The organism is Pseudomonas sp. LBUM1660, from assembly GCF_059695935.1.
On record NZ_CP166795.1, the window covers coordinates 953,120 to 971,563 of the forward strand.

Sequence of the window (18,444 nt, forward strand, 5' to 3'; positions counted from 1 at the left end):
ATTTGTCGCCCTAAAACTTTTGTCGAATATGTGCTGAGTCGTGGGCTTGATCCGCTTTAACAAATGCCGTCTGGTAGGTGCTGGCACAGCGCCGATAGGCCAGAATAGAGAGCCCGGCGAGCCGTCGGGACCGTGGAGAATTGAGTTATGGGGTTTGATCAGATTCGTCAGCGCCGTTTGTCTGACGATATTGTCGAGCAGCTCGAGGGGATGATTCTCGAAGGCACGTTGAAGTCTGGCGAGCGCTTGCCGGCCGAGCGCGCGTTGGCCGAGCAGTTCGGTGTGTCGCGCCCTTCGTTGCGCGAGGCGATCCAGAAACTGGCGGCCAAAGGCTTGCTGGTCAGTCGCCAGGGGGGCGGCAATTATGTGGTGGAATCGCTGGGTTCGACCTTCAGCGATCCGCTGTTGCATCTGTTGGAAAGCAATCCCGAAGCCCAGCGCGATCTGCTGGAATTTCGCCATACGCTGGAGGCGTCCTGCGCCTATTACGCGGCACTGCGCGCTACGGATGTCGATCGCGAGCGACTGACCGCGGCTTTCGATGAATTACAGGACTGCTACACGCGTCACGATGAAGTGAGCCGGGCGGAAGAGGGCGCGGCGGATGCGAAATTTCACCTGGCGATTGCTGAAGCCAGTCACAACGCGGTGTTGCTGCACACCATCCGTGGGCTGTTCGATCTGCTCAAGCGCAACGTGGTGACCAACATTGGCGGGATGTACAAGCAGCGCACGGAAACCCGCGACATGCTGATCACGCAGCACCGGGAGTTGTACCTGGCGATTATCGAAGGGCGAGCGGAACAGGCGCGAGAAGTCTCCAGCCGACATATCCTGTATGTGCAGGAAGTGCTGGAAGAAGTGCGTCAGGAAGTGCAGCGCATGGCCCGGGCGGAGCGGCGCAAGGGGATGTAGGGATGACTGTGGCGAGGGAGCTTGCTCCCGCTCGACTGCGCAGCAGTCGCCGGCAGTCTTCAAGCGAGGGCTGCTTCGCACCCCAGCGGGAGCAAGCTCCCTCGCCACAATCAGGCCGAAAGATTAGTCTTCCTTGCCCTTGTTACGCACTGCACGCTGCAACTCGCGACCGGCGTCGCGTTCGCGTTCGGTATCACGCTTGTCGTATTCCTTCTTGCCCTTGCCCAGAGCGATCTCGCACTTGACCATGTGCTTGCTCCAGTACCAGGACAGGCACACGCAGGCGTAACCTTTTTGCTGCACGGCGGTGGCCAGCTTTTCAAGCTCGCGGCGGTTGAGCAGCAATTTCCGGGTGCGGGTTGGATCAGCGATGACGTGGGTGCTGGCGGTCATCAGTGGCGTAATGTGGCTGCCGAGCAGCCAGGCTTCGCCATCCTTGAGCAGCACGTAACTGTCAACCAGTTGCAGCTTGCTTGCCCGCAGACTTTTTACTTCCCAGCCGGCCAGGACCAGACCAGCCTCGAACTTATGTTCGATGAAGTAATCGTGTCGCGCCTTTTTGTTTTGCGCGATGGTCCCTGTTGGGTGTTTCTTCTGTTTAGCCATAGGGGCGGCATTATAGGGAGTTGCACGCAAGTCGGCTACGGTATCGCTACGTGCTTGAGCAGGTTGATTGAATCCCGGACAATGCGGCCTCTTTTTTGAACGCTTGGGCGTGATAACGATGTCGACAGACAAGGTTTCTGTCCACGGCAGTTGGGCTAGCCGCTGGGTCTTCATACTCGCCGCGACCGGTTCGGCCGTGGGCCTGGGTAGTATCTGGAAATTCCCGTACATGGTCGGCGTCTATGGTGGCGGCGCCTTTGTGCTGATGTTCCTGGCCTGTATCGCGCTGATCGGTGTGCCGGTCATGCTGGCCGAAACCCTGATAGGCCGCCGCGCGCGGCAGAGCCCGGCCAACGCCTTGAAGGTGCTGGCGGTGGAGGCGGGGCATTCGGGCAAGTGGTCCTGGGGCGCGTTCGCCGGGATGATGACGGCGTTGTTGATCCTGTCTTTCTATAGTGTGGTCGGCGGCTGGTCGCTGGATTACATCATCGACATGGGCCGTGGCGACTTCCAGGGGGCAACGCCCGATCAGGTCGGCGCTTACTTTGGCAATGTGATCGCCGATCCGTGGCGCCTGACACTTTGGCACACGATTTTCATGCTGCTGTCTGCCGTCGTGATCGCCAAAGGCGTGGTCGCCGGGCTTGAACGCAGCCTAAGAATCATGATGCCGCTGCTCTTTGTGATGATTCTGGTGCTGCTGGGCTACAGCATGACCACCGGGCATTTCATGGAAGGCGTGCATTTCATGTTCGACTTCCACCCGGAAAAAGTCCTCGACGGCTTACTCCCGGCCATGGGGCACGCGTTCTTCTCCCTGAGCGTGGGCGTCGGTTCGATCATGATTTACGGCGCTTACATGCCGAAGCATTCGTCGATCTCCGGCACCGTGGTCGGCGTGGCGCTGCTCGACACCTTCGTTTCCCTGGTGGCCGGTCTGGCATTGTTTCCGATTGTGTTCGCTGCGGGCTTGAACCCGAGCGAAGGCCCGGGCCTGATGTTTGTCAGCTTGCCGTTTGCCTTCGGTAACGTAGCGTTCGGCCAGTTGATGGGCGTAGTGTTCTTCGTACTGGTCGCGGTGGCTGCCTGGAGCTCCGCGATTTCCCTGCTCGAGCCGATGGTGGCTTACCTGGTCGAGCGCACGAAAGTCAGTCGCGCCTGGGTGACTTTCTGGCTGGCGTTTATCTGCTGGTTTGTGGGGCTGGGCACGGTGTTTTCCTTCAATATCTGGAAGGAAGCCAAATTTTTCGTGAACGAAGGCGGGATGTTCCATCTCTATCAATGGGGTGCCGCAGGCGGTCTGGATTTCTTTGGCGTGATCGATTTCTTCACTTCGCGGATCATGTTGCCACTCGGTGGTTTGTGTTTCGTGGTGTTTGCAGGCTGGGTGATGGGGCGTGAAGCGGTGCGCGACGAGTTGTCGATCCGCAACCCTGCGTTGTTCGCCCTGTCCTTGTTCTTGATGCGCTATGTGGCGCCCATCGGCATTCTCGTAGTGTTTGCCGCACAGCTGTGGAAGTGACGCTGACATGACGACACACATTCAACGTTCGGCTCTGCTGCCCTACCCGGCGCAAGCGCTGTATGACCTGGTCAACGACGTGGCGCGTTACCCGGAATTTCTGCCGTGGTGTTCCACCGCCGAAGTGCTGGAAAGCACTCCCGAACACATGCGTGCCAGTGTGGGCGTGGCCAAGGGTGGGTTGAGTCAGCATTTCGTCACCAGAAACACTTTAGTGCCTGGCCATTCGATCGAAATGAACCTCGAGGAAGGACCTTTCACCCAGTTGCACGGCATTTGGGTGTTCAAGCCGTTGGGCGAAAAGGCCTGCAAGATCAGTCTGGACCTGTCCTTCGATTATGCCGGGCCGATTGTTCGCGCAACCTTGGGGCCGCTGTTCAACCAGGCCGCAAACACGCTGGTGGACGCGTTTTGCCAGCGCGTCAAACAGATGCATGGTTGAGTCGATGGTTGACGTCGAGGTGGTCTACGCCGCAGTTGATCGTCAGGTGCTTCTCGCTGTGTCGGTGCCAGCAGGAACGACAGTACGCGCGGCTTTGCTGGCGTCAGGCGTTGGCGAGGCCTTTGCGGAGCTGGATCTGGCCAATTGCCCGGTGGGGATCTTCGGTAAGGTGATCGCTGACCCGGACAGTCGTCCTGTCCAGGCAGGTGATCGCATCGAGATTTACCGGTCATTGCTGGCAGATCCGAAAGAGGTTCGTCGGCTGCGTGCCGCCAAGGCTGCCGAGGCCAAAGCCCGAAATCAGTGATCCGTTCAAACGCAGGGCAATAAAAAACCCGGAAAGTCCGGGTTTTTTATTGCGTCGCAAATTATTGCGGCGAAGTTTCCAGCGGTTCTGGCGTCGGGACCGGAACGGTTTCTACACCGTCTACGTCCTTCTGGATCTGGTCCAGCAACGAACCTGGCTTGACCGGTTTTTCCGGTTTCGGCTTCTCGGCGTTTTCTGCTGGTGCAGTGACTGTTGTACCACTGTCCTTGCCGAGAATGGCTTCGTCGCGGCTCACGCCTGGCATGAAATCACCAGAGAGGCTGACAAGTTGGTCATTTGGGTTGAAGATAACGCTAATGCGTTCCTGTTGGCGTTCACCGCCACCCGGTTGCAGGCTGTACAGATAATCCCAGCGATCGGCATGGAACGTGTCGGTCAGCAGGGGGTTGCCCATGATAAACCGTACTTGCTTACGGGTCATTCCCGGGCGTAACTGGTTTATCATGTCCTGCGTGACGACATTGCCCTGCTGGATGTCGATTTTGTAAACCCCGGGGAATGAACAACCGGCGAGTGCGAGCAGTCCCACAAAGGTGAAACTGGTTAGCAAGAGCTTGGTGTTTTGCATCGGTGGGCGACTTCCACTATCTTGGCTGGGACAACGTAAACGCCGATCATACCCGCATTAAGAGAAGCTGCGAAGCAGCATCGCGAGAAAGCTGACCATGGTTGAAAATAGCGAACTACGCAAAGCCGGCCTCAAAGTGACCCTTCCACGGGTCAAAATTCTGCAAATGCTCGATTCCGCCGAGCAACGCCACATGAGTGCCGAGGATGTTTACAAGGCGCTGATGGAGGCTGGTGAGGACGTCGGTCTGGCCACGGTTTACCGTGTACTGACTCAGTTCGAGGCAGCTGGCCTTGTGGTGCGGCACAACTTCGACGGAGGCCATGCGGTCTTCGAGCTGGATGACGGCAAGCATCACGACCATATGGTCAACGTCGAAACCAGCGAAGTGATCGAATTCTTCGACGAAGAAATCGAGCGCCTGCAGAAAGCCATCGTCGATAAGTACGGCTTCGAGATGGTTGATCACAATCTGGTGTTGTACGTACGCAAGAAAAAGTAAGCATGTCGCGCGAATTTCACATTCGCGAAACGAGCGAAGGCGACCCCAAGGTCGTCTTCGTGCTTTCTGCCGTCCTTAAATTTTTGCGCTAACGACCATTTTTTTCGCGTGAGCCAGGGATTCCTTGGTCAGATCGATGCCGCCCAGCATCCGCGCCACTTCTTCAACGCGCTCATTCTTGCTCAGTTTGGAAACAGCCGTGTGGGTTGCCTCTTCGCCGCGCACCTTGTGCACGAATAGATGTTGATGGCCCTGAGCGGCCACTTGCGGCAGGTGGGTCACCGTCAGCACCTGCCCGCGTTCACCGAGGCGGCGCAGCAACTGGCCAACGATCTCGGCGGTGGGGCCGCCGATGCCGACGTCCACTTCGTCGAACACCAGCGTCGGTACGCGTGAGGTCTGCGCTGTGATCACCTGAATAGCCAGGCTGATCCGTGACAGCTCGCCACCCGAGGCCACTTTGGCCAAGGCTTTCAATGGCTGGCCGGGGTTGGCGCTGACCAGCAGCTCTACCTGCTCAAGCCCATTGGGCAGCAGCTCGTCGCTGCTGTTAGGGCGTAATTCGATAGTGAAGCGCCCGCCGGGCATGCCCAGTCGCTGGATTTCCTGTTCCACTGCGTTGGCAAGGCTGTTCGAGGCTTGATGGCGCAGGTCGCTCAGCTCCCGAGCCTTCTCCTGATAATGACGGGCATAAGAGGCCAGCTCATCGCTCAGTCGCTCAATGGATTCGTCGTTGGCGTTCAGGGTTTCGATTTCATCCAGCAAGCGCTGCTGCATCTCGGCGACTTCGGTCGGCTGGATGCGATGTTTGCGCGCCATCGTGTAGATCGCATCCAGGCGTTCTTCCAGGTACTGAAGCCGCGCCGGGTCGGCGTCGAAGTTGTCGAGAAAGCGGTTGAGCTCACCCACGGCTTCTTCGACCTGTATCTGTGCGCTGGTCAGCAGGCTGCTGGCTTCACCCAGTGCGCCGATCGAGTTATTGACGCTCGATAGACGATTGAGGCTTGCGGTCAGCGCGTTCAGGACATTGCCGGAATCACTTTCGCTGCACTGCTCGACCACTTGCCGGCAGATGCCCAGCAGGGTTTCGGCATTGGTCAGGTTCTTGTGTTCCTGTTCCAGTTGCTCCAGCTCGTTTTCGCCGAGGCCGAGGTTTTCCAGCTCTTCGAGTTGATAGCTGAGCAATTGATGGCGGGCGCGCTGCTCGTCGCCGGAATTGGAGAGACGCTCCAGCTCCTGGCGAGTCTGGCGCCAGCGTTGGGCGGCCAGTTGCACCTGACGGGCAAGGTCGGTGGCGCCGGCGTATTCGTCGAGCAGGCGGCGGTGAGTGTCGGTCTTCAGCAGGGATTGGTGTTCGTGCTGGCTGTGGATATCGATCAGCAGTTCGCCGAGGGCTTTGAGATCGCCGAGCGGGCAAGGCGTGCCGTTGATATAGCCGCGTGAGCGTCCTTCTGCGGTGATTACCCGGCGAAGGATGCACGGGCCATCGCTTTCAAGGTCGCGCTCGGCGAGCCAGGCGCTGGCTTCCGGGATATCGACCAGGTCGAAGGTCGCCAGAATGTCGGCCTTGTCCGCGCCGAGGCGGACCACACCGCTGTCGGCACGATCACCCAAGGTCAGGCCCAAGGCGTCGAGCATGATCGACTTGCCGGCGCCGGTTTCCCCGGTGATCACGCTCATCCCGCGATCGAGTTCGAGATCGAGATGTTCAACGATGGCGTAGTTATGTACGGACAGGTGCACCAGCATAAAGGCCGCTCCCAGGCTTTAGGTCTGGTTATTTATACAGTGTTTTATTTGCGCCTGACAATGCCCTCGCTTAGCTCGATTTGCTCGGTCTGACGAAATGCCTAGAGCATCGGGTCATCGCAATGCAGCGCTTTTTGTAGGGTTAATCGCAACAAACCCCTTGAAGCTGATTTTTGCGGCCCCATATACCGGGACAGAAGCGTGAGTTGAGCTCACGGACGATATTGAAAGGAGAAATCTATGGCTGACGAACAGACAGTGGATACGCAAAATCAAGACGCCAACCAGGGCTCCGCGGCTTCGGGTGAAGACCTGGCGGCTCGTGTACAAGTGCTCGAAGAGCAACTGGCAGGCGCGCAGGATCAGGCTTTGCGTGTTGCCGCCGATCTGCAGAACGTCCGCCGTCGCGCCGAGCAGGATGTAGAAAAAGCGCACAAATTCGCCCTGGAAAAGTTTGCTGGCGATTTGTTGCCGATCATTGACAGCCTGGAGCGTGGCTTGGAGTTGTCCAACCCGGATGACGAAAGCATCCGCCCAATGCGTGAAGGCATCGAGCTGACCCTGAAAATGTTCCAGGACACCCTGAAGCGCTATCAGCTGGAAACGATCGATCCGCATGGCGAACCGTTCAACGCTGTTCAGCATCAGGCAATGGCCATGCAGGAAAGCGCTGATGTTGAGCCGAACAGCGTGCTCAAGGTGTTCCAGAAGGGTTATCAGCTTAACGGTCGTCTGCTGCGCCCGGCCATGGTCGTGGTCAGCAAGGCCCCTGCGCCAGTTTCGCCTTCTATTGACGAACAGGCTTGAAATTAGCCGCAAGGCCCCCATTTAGAAGTCAAGCGTTTAAGTGCTACCGCAGTTAGCCACCACTGCTGCGGCAACCAAATCCAAAGTTTCGGGAGAGTTAACATGGGCAAAATTATCGGTATCGACCTGGGGACTACCAACTCCTGCGTCTCCGTGCTTGAAAACGGCGTAGCCAAAGTTATCGAAAACGCTGAAGGCGCGCGTACCACGCCGTCGATCATCGCTTACGCCAACGACGGCGAAATCCTGGTTGGCCAGTCCGCCAAACGTCAGGCTGTGACCAATCCGCATAACACCCTGTACGCGGTGAAGCGTCTGATCGGTCGTAAGTTCGACGAAGAAGTCGTACAGAAAGACATCAAGATGGTGCCTTACAAGATCGCCAAGGCTGACAACGGTGATGCTTGGGTTGAAGTGAACGGCCAGAAAATGTCGCCGCCACAAATCTCGGCTGAAATTCTGAAGAAAATGAAGAAAACCGCCGAAGACTACCTCGGCGAGCCAGTGACTGAAGCGGTGATCACCGTTCCGGCCTATTTCAACGACAGCCAGCGTCAAGCAACCAAAGACGCCGGCCGTATTGCTGGTCTGGACGTAAAACGCATCATCAACGAACCAACCGCAGCCGCTCTGGCCTACGGTATGGACAAGGCGAAGGGCGATCACACCGTGATCGTTTACGACCTGGGCGGCGGTACTTTCGACGTTTCCGTGATCGAAATCGCTGAAGTCGATGGCGAGCACCAGTTCGAAGTGTTGGCCACCAACGGTGACACGTTCCTGGGCGGTGAAGACTTTGACATTCGTCTGATCGACTACCTCGTCGACGAATTCAAGAAAGAAAGCGGCATGAACCTCAAAGGTGACCCGCTGGCAATGCAGCGCCTGAAAGAAGCCGCTGAAAAAGCCAAGATCGAGCTGTCCTCTGCGCTGTCGACCGACGTGAACCTGCCGTACATCACTGCAGACGCCACCGGTCCGAAGCACTTGAACGTGAAAATCTCTCGCGCCAAGTTGGAAGCTCTGGTTGAAGACCTGGTTCAACGCACCATCGAACCTTGCCGCATCGCTCTGAAAGACTCCGGTATAGACGTTGGCGCGATCAACGACGTGATCCTGGTCGGCGGTCAGACCCGTATGCCACTGGTTCAGAAGCTGGTGACCGAGTTCTTCGGTAAAGAAGCTCGTAAAGACGTGAACCCGGACGAAGCTGTAGCCATGGGTGCTGCTATCCAGGGCGCGGTATTGGCTGGCGACGTGAAAGACGTTCTGCTGCTGGACGTTAGTCCGTTGACCCTGGGTATCGAAACCATGGGCGGCGTGATGACCGCGCTGATCGAGAAAAACACCACGATTCCTACCAAGAAATCGCAAGTGTTCTCGACTGCCGATGACAACCAGGGTGCTGTGACCATTCACGTGCTGCAAGGTGAGCGTAAGCAAGCGGCTCAGAACAAGTCCTTGGGCAAGTTCGACCTGGCCGAGATTCCACCAGCGCCACGTGGCGTGCCACAAATTGAAGTGACCTTCGACATCGACGCCAACGGCATCCTGCACGTAGGCGCGAAAGACAAGGCTACCGGCAAGACCCAGTCGATCGTGATCAAGGCCAACTCCGGTCTGTCCGAGGAAGAGATTCAGCAGATGATTCGCGATGCTGAAGCCAACGTCGACGCAGATCGCCAGTTCGAAGAGCTGGCCGCTGCCCGTAACCAGGGCGATGCGCTGGTTCACTCGACGCGCAAAATGGTCGCTGATGCTGGCGACAAAGTGAGCGCTGAAGAGAAGACTGCAATCGAAGCCGCTGTTGTCGCTTTGGAAGCCGCTGTCAAAGGCGACGACAAGACTGCAATCGAAGCCAAGGTTGAAGAGCTGTCGAAAGTCTCTGCTCCAGTGGCGCAGAAGATGTACGCCGAACAGGCCCAGCCTGCCGAAGGCGCGGCACCTAATGACGAAAAAGCTGAAAAAGCCGACGACGTTGTTGATGCCGAGTTCGAAGAAGTCAAAGACCACAAGTAAGTTGTTGGTCGCCCGGTTGACTGCCTTCAGGCGGTGACTGGTAGGATGTCGCCGCGCGGGAGCTTGCTCCCGCGTTGGCGTGTCTGGAGTTAGAGAATTTTTACAGCATGCGACAACGCTCGAATGCTGGCGGTATGGCCGGGAATGCTCCTGCTTTTCGAGCCGAAAGTACCGCATTGAATCAAAGACCAGGATCGTTGAATTGACGTGAGTTGGGTCCGGGCCTGTATTGGGGCTCAACGAGTTTGGCGAGGCTCAGGAGGGGTTTGCCGGACGTCCTTAAGAGTGCAAAGACTTATGGCAAAGCGTGACTATTACGAAATATTGGGTGTTGAGCGCGGCTCAAGCGAAGCAGACCTGAAAAAGGCCTACCGTCGCCTGGCGATGAAGCACCACCCGGACCGTAATCCCGATGACAAAGCGTCGGAAGAGATGTTCAAGGAGGCCAACGAGGCCTACGAAGTTCTGTCCGATTCCAGCAAGCGTGCGGCCTACGACCAGTACGGTCATGCCGGCGTCGACCCAAGCATGGGTGGTGGCGGTGCCGGATTTGGCGGTCAGAACTTCTCCGACATCTTTGGTGATGTTTTCAGCGATTTCTTCGGTGGCGGTCGCGGCGGTGCCCGTGGCGGCGCTCAGCGCGGCAGCGACTTGCGTTACACCCTGGAGCTGAACCTGGAAGAAGCGGTGCGCGGCACGACCGTGAATATCCGCGTTCCGACACTGGTCAACTGCAAACCGTGCGACGGCTCGGGTGCCAAGAAGGGCTCCTCGCCGGTCACTTGCCCGACATGTGGCGGTATTGGCCAGGTGCGCATGCAGCAGGGCTTTTTCTCGGTGCAGCAGACCTGCCCGCGTTGCCATGGCCAAGGCAAGATCATTTCCGACCCGTGCAACTCCTGCAACGGCGAAGGCCGTGTCGAAGAGTACAAAACCCTCTCGGTGAAAGTGCCGGCCGGTGTGGATACCGGTGATCGCATTCGTCTGTCCGGCGAAGGCGAGGCGGGTGCGCAGGGTGGTCCGACGGGCGATCTGTATGTGGTGATCAATGTGCGCGAGCACGCGATCTTCCAGCGCGACGGCAAGCACCTGTTCTGCGAAGTGCCGATCAGTTTTGTTGATGCAGCGCTGGGCGGCGAGCTGGAGATTCCGACCCTTGATGGTCGAGTCAAACTGAAGATTCCTGAGGGGACTCAGACTGGTAAGCAGTTCCGCGTTCGCGGCAAAGGCGTTGCGCCAGTGCGTGGCGGCGGTGCCGGTGACTTGATGTGCCGTGTGGCGGTCGAAACCCCGGTCAACCTGGGTCGTCGACAGCGCGAATTGCTGGAAGAGTTCCGCAGTTCGCTGGCGGACGACAACAGCCATTCGCCGAAAACCACCGGTTGGTTCGAAGGCGTGAAGCGCTTCTTCGGCGATTTGTAAGGAGACGGGCATGCGACGTATTGCAGTGATGGGCGCCGCCGGGCGCATGGGCAAAACCCTGATCGAAGCTGTGCAGCAGCAGCCGGGCGCGGGTCTGACGGCGGCCATTGATCGTCCGGACAGCTCGCTGGTCGGCGCAGATGCCGGCGAACTGGCTGCGCTGGGTCGTATCGGTGTGCCTCTGTCGGGTGATCTGGATCGCGTGGTTGACGAGTTTGACGTGCTGATCGACTTCACGCACCCGACGGTGACGCTGAAGAACCTTGCATTCTGCCGCAAGCATCACAAGGCGATGATCATCGGTACCACCGGTTTCAGCGTTGAAGAGAAGCAATTGCTGGCGGAAGCGGGCAGGGACATTCCGATCGTCTTCGCGGCCAACTTCAGCGTCGGTGTCAACCTGTGCCTGAAGCTGCTCGACACCGCTGCTCGCGTGCTGGGTGATGATGTCGATATCGAGATCACTGAGGCCCACCATCGGCATAAAGTCGATGCGCCGTCCGGTACTGCCGTTCGCATGGGAGAAGTGATTGCCGATGCGCTGGGGCGTGATCTGAAGAAGGTGGCGGTCTACGGTCGTGAAGGCCAGACCGGTGCTCGTGCTCGCGAAACCATCGGCTTCGCCACTGTGCGTGCCGGTGACATCGTCGGTGATCACACCGTGCTGTTCGCCGCTGATGGTGAGCGTGTCGAGATCACGCATAAAGCGTCCAGTCGCATGACCTTCGCCAAGGGCGCAGTACGTGCTGCTTTGTGGCTGGCTGGTCGCGAGCCGGGTCTTTATGACATGCAAGACGTGCTCGACTTGCGTTAAGATGCGCCCGAAATCGGGTTCAAACCCAGCGTTTGAGCCCGGTTTTATTCCGCCAAGCGACGTCCTGTCGCATTCTCCGGCCTTTAAGGCTCATTGGCGGTAGACCAAAAATGCCTTTTTCTGTAAGCTACAGCTTTAGTGTGTTCACTAAAAGCGCGCAGAATAATTCAGTGAATGAGCGGGGTGACGTGTCCATACGTCACTCCGCTTTTTTACACCTGCGATCGCCCTTTCAGGCTTTATTTACGGGAGGTCTTCTTGACTAAGCCAGCCATACTCGCCCTTGCTGATGGCAGCATTTTTCGCGGCGAAGCCATTGGAACCGACGGTCAAACCGTTGGTGAGGTGGTGTTCAACACCGCAATGACCGGCTATCAGGAAATCCTTACCGATCCTTCCTACGCCCAACAGATCGTTACCCTGACTTACCCGCACATCGGCAACACCGGCACCAACCCTGGAGATGCCGAGTCCGACCGCGTCTGGTCCGCAGGCCTGGTTATCCGTGACCTGCCGCTGGTTGCGAGCAACTGGCGTAACACCATGTCCCTGTCCGACTACCTGAAAGCCAACAACGTTGTGGCAATCGCCGGTATCGACACCCGTCGCCTGACGCGCATCCTGCGTGAGAAGGGCGCACAGAACGGCTGCATCATGGCCGGCGACAACATCTCCGAAGCGGCCGCTATCGCTGCAGCCCAGGGCTTCCCTGGCCTCAAAGGCATGGACCTGGCGAAAGTCGTCAGCACCAAAGAGCAGTACGAGTGGCGCTCGACGGTCTGGGACTTAAAAACCGACAGCCACGCAACCATCGAAGCCTCCGAGCTGCCCTACCACGTGGTTGCCTACGACTACGGCGTCAAACTGAACATCCTGCGCATGCTGGTCGAGCGCGGATGCCGCGTGACCGTGGTGCCGGCGCAAACCCCGGCCGCCGACGTTCTGGCGATGAACCCGGACGGCGTGTTCCTGTCCAACGGACCTGGTGATCCGGAGCCTTGCGACTACGCGATCCAGGCGATCAAGGACGTGCTCGAAACCGAAATTCCGGTATTTGGCATCTGCCTCGGCCACCAGCTGCTGGCCCTGGCCTCCGGCGCCAAGACCCTGAAAATGGGCCATGGCCACCACGGTGCCAACCACCCGGTCCAGGACCTGGACAGCGGTGTGGTGATGATCACCAGCCAGAACCACGGTTTTGCGGTAGACGAAGCGACCCTGCCAGCCAACGTTCGCGCGATCCACAAATCGCTGTTCGACGGCACCCTGCAAGGCATCGAGCGTACCGACAAGAGCGCCTTCAGCTTCCAGGGTCACCCTGAAGCCAGCCCTGGCCCGAACGACGTAGCGCCATTGTTCGATCGCTTCATCAACGAAATGGCCAAGCGACGCTAATCGCTCGCCTTGATGTTGCAAAGCTTGAGGGGCGGTCCCGAAAACCGGCGGCCCCCCTCAAGGCTTCACAGATTGAACAAGACGGCTTGCCGACTGACCTGCGGATTTGAGTGACAAACCCATGCCAAAACGTACAGACATAAAAAGCATCCTGATTCTCGGCGCTGGCCCGATCGTGATCGGCCAGGCCTGCGAATTCGACTACTCCGGCGCCCAGGCCTGCAAAGCCCTGCGCGAGGAGGGTTACCGCGTCATCCTGGTGAACTCCAACCCGGCGACTATCATGACCGACCCGGACATGGCCGACGCGACCTACATCGAACCGATCAAGTGGCAGACCGTTGCCAAGATCATCGAGAAAGAGCGTCCGGACGCGCTGCTGCCAACCATGGGTGGCCAGACCGCTCTGAACTGCGCACTGGACCTGGAGCGCGAAGGCGTTCTGGAGAAGTTCGGTGTAGAGATGATCGGCGCCAACGCTGACACCATCGACAAGGCAGAAGACCGTTCGCGCTTCGACAAGGCGATGAAGTCCATCGGCCTGGACTGCCCGCGTTCGGGTATCGCCCACAGCATGGAAGAGGCCAACGTGGTCCTCGAGAAGCTTGGCTTCCCGTGCATCATTCGTCCGTCCTTCACCATGGGCGGCACCGGTGGCGGTATCGCTTACAACCGTGAAGAGTTCGAAGAAATCTGCGCTCGCGGCCTCGACCTGTCGCCGACCAAAGAGCTGCTGATCGACGAATCCCTGATCGGCTGGAAAGAGTACGAGATGGAGGTTGTCCGCGATAAGAAGGACAACTGCATCATCGTCTGCTCCATCGAAAACTTTGACCCGATGGGCGTGCACACCGGTGACTCGATCACCGTTGCGCCAGCACAGACCCTGACGGACAAGGAATACCAGATCATGCGTAACGCCTCCCTGGCGGTACTGCGCGAGATCGGCGTGGAAACCGGCGGCTCCAACGTCCAGTTCGGCATCTGCCCGGACACTGGTCGCATGGTGGTCATCGAGATGAACCCGCGGGTATCCCGGTCTTCGGCACTGGCCTCGAAAGCCACTGGTTTCCCGATTGCGCGTATTGCTGCCAAGCTGGCGATCGGCTACACCCTGGACGAGTTGCAGAACGAGATCACCGGCGGCGCTACTCCGGCGTCCTTCGAGCCGTCGATCGACTACGTCGTGACCAAGCTGCCACGCTTCGCCTTCGAAAAATTCCCGAAAGCCGATGCACGCCTGACCACTCAAATGAAGTCGGTCGGTGAAGTCATGGCCATCGGCCGGACCTTCCAGGAATCCCTGCAGAAAGCCCTGCGCGGTCTGGAAGTGGGCGTTTGCGGCCTGGATGAGAAGCTCGACCTGAGCAATCCGGAAAGCATGAGTATCCTCAAGCGCGAACTGACCGTGCCGGGTGCCGAGCGTATCTGGTACGTGGCTGACGCCTTCCGTGCCGGCCTGTCGGTCGAAGACATCTTCGGCATGAACATGATCGACCCGTGGTTCCTGGTGCAGATCGAAGACCTGATCAAGGACGAAGAGAAGGTCAAGACCCTGGGTCTGGCCAGCATCGACCGCGACTTGATGTTCAAGCTCAAGCGCAAAGGCTTCTCCGACATGCGTCTGGCCAAGCTGCTGGGCGTGACCGAGAAAGCTTTGCGTCGCCACCGTCACAAGCTCGAAGTGTTCCCGGTCTACAAGCGCGTTGACACTTGCGCGGCCGAGTTCGCCACCGACACCGCCTACCTCTACTCGACGTACGAGGAAGAGTGCGAAGCCGCGCCGTCGGGCCGCGACAAGATCATGATCCTCGGCGGCGGTCCAAACCGTATCGGCCAGGGCATCGAGTTCGACTACTGCTGCGTACACGCGGCATTGGCCCTGCGCGAAGACGGTTACGAGACCATCATGGTCAACTGCAACCCGGAAACCGTTTCCACCGACTACGACACCTCCGATCGCCTGTACTTCGAACCAGTGACCCTGGAAGATGTGCTGGAAATCTGCCGCGTCGAGAAGCCAAAAGGCGTGATCGTCCAGTACGGCGGCCAGACCCCGCTGAAACTGGCGCGCGCCCTGGAAGAAGCCGGCGTGCCGATCATCGGCACCAGCCCAGACGCCATCGACCGCGCCGAAGACCGTGAGCGCTTCCAGCAAATGGTCGAGCGCCTGAACCTGCGTCAGCCGCCAAACGCCACCGTGCGCAGCGAAGACGAAGCAATTCGTGCCGCTGCCAAGATCGGTTACCCGCTGGTGGTGCGTCCGTCCTACGTATTGGGCGGCCGTGCGATGGAAATCGTCTACGAAGAAGAAGAACTCAAGCGCTACCTGCGTGATGCGGTGAAAGTGTCCAACGACAGCCCGGTGCTGCTCGACCACTTCCTCAACTGCGCCATCGAAATGGACGTGGATGCGGTCTGCGACGGCACCGACGTGGTGATCGGCGCGATCATGCAGCACATCGAGCAGGCCGGTGTTCACTCCGGTGACTCCGCGTGCTCCCTGCCGCCGTACTCGCTGCCGGCGCACATCCAGGACGAGATGCGCGAACAGGTCAAGAAAATGGCCCTGGAACTGGGCGTTGTCGGCCTGATGAACGTTCAGTTGGCGCTGCAAGGCGAAGACATCTACGTCATCGAAGTCAACCCGCGCGCATCCCGTACTGTACCGTTCGTGTCCAAGTGCATCGGTGTTTCCCTGGCAATGATCGCTGCCCGCGTGATGGCCGGTAAAACCCTGAAAGAAATCGGCTTCACCAAGGAAATCATTCCGAACTTCTACAGCGTGAAAGAGGCGGTGTTCCCATTCGCCAAATTCCCTGGCGTGGACCCGATTCTGGGCCCAGAGATGAAGTCCACCGGTGAAGTGATGGGCGTGGGCGACACCTTCGGTGAAGCGTTTGCCAAAGCCCAGATGGGTGCCAGCGAAGTGCTGCCGACCGGCGGTACCGCGTTCATCAGTGTGCGTGATGACGACAAGCCACTGGTTGCAGGCGTGGCCCGTGATCTGATCAACTTGGGCTTCGAAGTGGTTGCCACTGCCGGTACTGCCAAGCTGATCGAAGCCGCAGGCCTGAAAGTGCGTCGTGTGAACAAGGTGACCGAAGGTCGTCCGCACGTGGTCGACATGATCAAGAATGACGAAGTCACCCTGATCATCAACACCACCGAAGGTCGTCAATCGATTGCTGATTCGTACTCCATTCGTCGTAATGCCTTGCAGCACAAAATCTACTGCACCACCACCATTGCTGCTGGCGAAGCCATCTGCGAAGCGCTGAAGTTCGGTCCCGAGAAGACCGTGCGCCGCTTGCAGGATCTACACGCAGGATTGAAGGCATGATCAAGTACCCAATGACCGTCAAGGGCGCGAAGGCCCTGGAAGAAGAACACGCTCACCTGACCAAGGTCGTCCGTCCGAAGCTCAGCCAGGATATCGGTACGGCCCGCGAGTTGGGTGATTTGAAAGAAAACGCCGAATACCACGCTGCTCGCGAGCAGCAAGGTATGGTCGAGGCGCGGATCCGCGACATCGAAGGCCGCATGCAAAACGCGGTGATCATCGATGTCACGACCATTCCTCACACCGGCAAAGTGATTTTCGGTACGACTGTTGAAATCGCCAACGTCGAGACGGACGACCGCGTCACTTACCACATCGTGGGTGAGGATGAAGCTGACTTCAAACTTGGCAAGATTTCGGTGGGCTCACCACTGGCCCGCGCCTTGATTGCCAAGGAAGAAGGTGATGTGGTGGCCGTGAAAACGCCGAGTGGCGTTATCGAGTACGAGATTGTCGAAGTTCGCCACATCTAAACGCAGGCGCCCAGTCCGTGCGGGCGCCCTGCTTTGGCAACTGACTCAGATGTTGTGGGTCGGCGGCCTGTGGTTGCTACACATCGGTCTGCTGCCGGTGCTAGGCCAGATAGGCCTGGCGCCGCTGCTGATTGACGAAATTGCAGGCATGCTGAATGCGCTGATGGTGGGTTTTGCCACAGCGTGTGTGATTTTTCAGGCTTTGGTGCTGATTCAGGCTGAGGGCCTTGCCAGTCTATGGCGCGATATTCGTGGGCAGCTGCTGCTGATGGCGCTGTATGCGTGTGGGATGTTCTTCGCGGTGCGCGTCGGTTGGCCGGATGCCGTGCGCTGGCAGGTGTTCAGTTATCTTGTTCTGGGCTTTTCCGGGTTGGTGCTGGTGTTGCAGCCGGTGCCCGGATGGAGTGGCAGGGTGCGCGAAGCACACCCTTGACCCTTGCCATCACTTGAAGCGATGAACGTTCGACAGCTGCTTGTTGACGCTGAAGTTCTTGCGATAAATCAGTGCCATCTTGCCGATGACCTGAACCAGGTCCGCTTTGCCGACCTTGCACAGTTCTGCAATGTTCGCCAGGCGCGACTCGCGATCGAGGATGTTGAGCTTGATTTTAATCAGCTCGTGATCCGCCAAAGCGCGTTCAAGTTCGGCTAACACACCTTCAGTCAAACCGTTGTCAGCCACTATCAAAACTGGTTTCAGATGGTGGCCAATGGATTTGTACTGTTTCTTCTGCTCTTGAGTGAGCGGCATAATCTGACCTCTGCGTCTGATCTTGTAAAAAGCGGCGGCCAGTTTACCCGAGCGAGTCCGGGACCGCCCAGTTAATCACGACCCGTTTTATTTTCGAGGTGGCCCGTGGCCCGTTCCAAGACAAGCCTTAAATGGCTGCAAAGACATGTCAATGATCCCTATGTGAAGCAGGCGCAGAAGGATGGTTACCGCTCGCGTGCGAGTTACAAGCTTCTGGAGGTCCAGGAGAAATACAAGCTGATCCGTCCGGGTATGAGCGTTGTCGACCTGGGTGCGGCGCCCGGCGGCTGGTCGCAGGTCACTAGTCGGCTGATCGGTGGTCAGGGGCGTCTGATCGCCTCGGACATCCTGGAAATGGACAGCATTCCGGACGTGACTTTCATCCAGGGTGACTTCACCCAGGACGAAGTGCTCGCTCAGATCCTCGAAGCCGTGGGTAATTCGCAGGTGGACCTTGTGATTTCCGATATGGCCCCCAATATGAGTGGTACGCCTGAGGTGGACATGCCAAAAGCCATGTTTCTATGTGAGCTGGCTCTTGATCTGGCGGCTCGGATACTCAAGCCGGGTGGTAATTTCGTGATCAAGGTGTTTCAGGGCGAAGGGTTTGATGCTTACGTGAAGGACGCTCGTCAGAAATTCGACAAGGTCCAGATGATCAAGCCGGACTCTTCCCGTGGCAGTTCCCGCGAGCAATACATGCTGGCTTGGGGCTACCGCGGCCGTAGTGAGTAAATCGAGGTTTTTTTGCGGGTCGATAGGTTTTTCGTATTTCGCCCCGTGAGCAT

At 58.3% G+C, this 18,444-nt stretch carries 18 protein-coding genes; 14 read left to right on the top strand and 4 right to left on the bottom strand.

Going from position 1 to position 18,444, the window contains the following annotated elements; all coding sequences use genetic code 11:
* Positions 1-147: 147 nt before the first annotated feature.
* Positions 148-915 (top strand): FCD domain-containing protein, encoded by a 768-nt coding sequence (locus ACA068_RS04375; RefSeq protein WP_497307922.1) that lies wholly within the window; start codon positions 148-150, stop codon positions 913-915.
* A 123-nt stretch (positions 916-1,038) separates the two neighbouring features.
* Here the strand turns inward: ACA068_RS04375 and smpB are convergent, their stop codons facing one another.
* Entirely contained in the window at positions 1,039-1,521 is a 483-nt protein-coding gene (gene smpB, locus ACA068_RS04380) for an SsrA-binding protein SmpB (protein ID WP_008149046.1), read from the bottom strand.
* Positions 1,522-1,639: 118 nt separating this feature from the next.
* Between smpB and ACA068_RS04385 the strand changes: the two genes are divergently transcribed.
* Genes ACA068_RS04385 through ACA068_RS04395 form a run of 3 tightly spaced genes read left to right on the top strand, consistent with a single transcriptional unit; the run spans position 1,640 to position 3,792 of the window.
* On the top strand, positions 1,640-3,043 hold the full coding sequence (locus ACA068_RS04385) for a sodium-dependent transporter (protein WP_497307924.1): 1,404 nt from the start codon (positions 1,640-1,642) through the stop codon (positions 3,041-3,043).
* Between the two features lie 7 nt (positions 3,044-3,050).
* A complete protein-coding gene (locus tag ACA068_RS04390; protein ID WP_497307926.1) occupies positions 3,051-3,485 on the top strand; it encodes a type II toxin-antitoxin system RatA family toxin in 435 nt (144 codons plus the stop codon).
* A complete protein-coding gene (locus tag ACA068_RS04395; protein WP_497307928.1) occupies positions 3,478-3,792 on the top strand; it encodes an RnfH family protein in 315 nt (104 codons plus the stop codon). Before ACA068_RS04390 ends, ACA068_RS04395 begins: the two co-directional genes overlap by 8 nt.
* A 61-nt stretch (positions 3,793-3,853) precedes the next feature.
* Here ACA068_RS04395 and ACA068_RS04400 read toward each other — a convergent pair whose 3' ends face one another.
* On the bottom strand, positions 3,854-4,381 hold the full coding sequence (locus ACA068_RS04400) for an outer membrane protein assembly factor BamE (protein WP_010463534.1): 528 nt from the start codon (positions 4,379-4,381) through the stop codon (positions 3,854-3,856).
* Between the two features lie 97 nt (positions 4,382-4,478).
* Here ACA068_RS04400 and fur point away from each other — a divergent pair, with 97 nt between their 5' ends.
* Positions 4,479-4,883, top strand: coding sequence for a ferric iron uptake transcriptional regulator (fur, locus tag ACA068_RS04405; protein WP_003197684.1), 405 nt, complete (start codon positions 4,479-4,481; stop codon positions 4,881-4,883).
* Between the two features lie 75 nt (positions 4,884-4,958).
* Here the strand turns inward: fur and recN are convergent, their stop codons facing one another.
* A complete protein-coding gene (gene recN, locus ACA068_RS04410; protein WP_497307930.1) occupies positions 4,959-6,632 on the bottom strand; it encodes a DNA repair protein RecN in 1,674 nt (557 codons plus the stop codon).
* Positions 6,633-6,872: 240 nt separating this feature from the next.
* Between recN and grpE the strand changes: the two genes are divergently transcribed.
* The 8 genes from grpE (at position 6,873) to ACA068_RS04450 (ending at position 17,338) form a co-directional block, all read left to right on the top strand.
* Positions 6,873-7,439 (top strand): nucleotide exchange factor GrpE, encoded by a 567-nt coding sequence (gene grpE / locus ACA068_RS04415; protein ID WP_497307932.1) that lies wholly within the window; start codon positions 6,873-6,875, stop codon positions 7,437-7,439.
* Between the two features lie 102 nt (positions 7,440-7,541).
* Positions 7,542-9,458, top strand: coding sequence for a molecular chaperone DnaK (gene dnaK, locus ACA068_RS04420; RefSeq protein WP_497307933.1), 1,917 nt, complete (start codon positions 7,542-7,544; stop codon positions 9,456-9,458).
* 297 nt (positions 9,459-9,755) lie between these two features.
* Positions 9,756-10,880: a molecular chaperone DnaJ gene (dnaJ, locus tag ACA068_RS04425; RefSeq protein ID WP_010463516.1), complete on the top strand. Its 1,125-nt coding sequence runs from the start codon at positions 9,756-9,758 to the stop codon at positions 10,878-10,880.
* 10 nt (positions 10,881-10,890) lie between these two features.
* On the top strand, positions 10,891-11,694 hold the full coding sequence (gene dapB / locus ACA068_RS04430) for a 4-hydroxy-tetrahydrodipicolinate reductase (protein ID WP_497307935.1): 804 nt from the start codon (positions 10,891-10,893) through the stop codon (positions 11,692-11,694).
* A 258-nt stretch (positions 11,695-11,952) separates the two neighbouring features.
* Positions 11,953-13,089: a glutamine-hydrolyzing carbamoyl-phosphate synthase small subunit gene (carA, locus tag ACA068_RS04435; RefSeq protein ID WP_497307937.1), complete on the top strand. Its 1,137-nt coding sequence runs from the start codon at positions 11,953-11,955 to the stop codon at positions 13,087-13,089.
* Between the two features lie 121 nt (positions 13,090-13,210).
* Entirely contained in the window at positions 13,211-16,432 is a 3,222-nt protein-coding gene (carB, locus tag ACA068_RS04440) for a carbamoyl-phosphate synthase large subunit (RefSeq protein ID WP_497307939.1), read from the top strand.
* Positions 16,429-16,905, top strand: a complete 477-nt coding sequence (greA, locus tag ACA068_RS04445; RefSeq protein WP_497307941.1) for a transcription elongation factor GreA — start codon at positions 16,429-16,431, stop codon at positions 16,903-16,905. Before carB ends, greA begins: the two co-directional genes overlap by 4 nt.
* 28 nt (positions 16,906-16,933) lie before the next feature.
* The gene (locus ACA068_RS04450) at positions 16,934-17,338 is read left to right on the top strand and encodes an MFS transporter (RefSeq protein WP_497310534.1); all 405 of its coding nucleotides are present in this window, start codon (positions 16,934-16,936) and stop codon (positions 17,336-17,338) included.
* Positions 17,339-17,347: 9 nt separating this feature from the next.
* Here ACA068_RS04450 and ACA068_RS04455 read toward each other — a convergent pair whose 3' ends face one another.
* Positions 17,348-17,656: a YhbY family RNA-binding protein gene (locus ACA068_RS04455; protein WP_008057408.1), complete on the bottom strand. Its 309-nt coding sequence runs from the start codon at positions 17,654-17,656 to the stop codon at positions 17,348-17,350.
* Between the two features lie 105 nt (positions 17,657-17,761).
* Here ACA068_RS04455 and rlmE point away from each other — a divergent pair, with 105 nt between their 5' ends.
* Positions 17,762-18,391: a 23S rRNA (uridine(2552)-2'-O)-methyltransferase RlmE gene (rlmE, locus tag ACA068_RS04460; protein WP_008005470.1), complete on the top strand. Its 630-nt coding sequence runs from the start codon at positions 17,762-17,764 to the stop codon at positions 18,389-18,391.
* Positions 18,392-18,444: the final 53 nt, after the last annotated feature.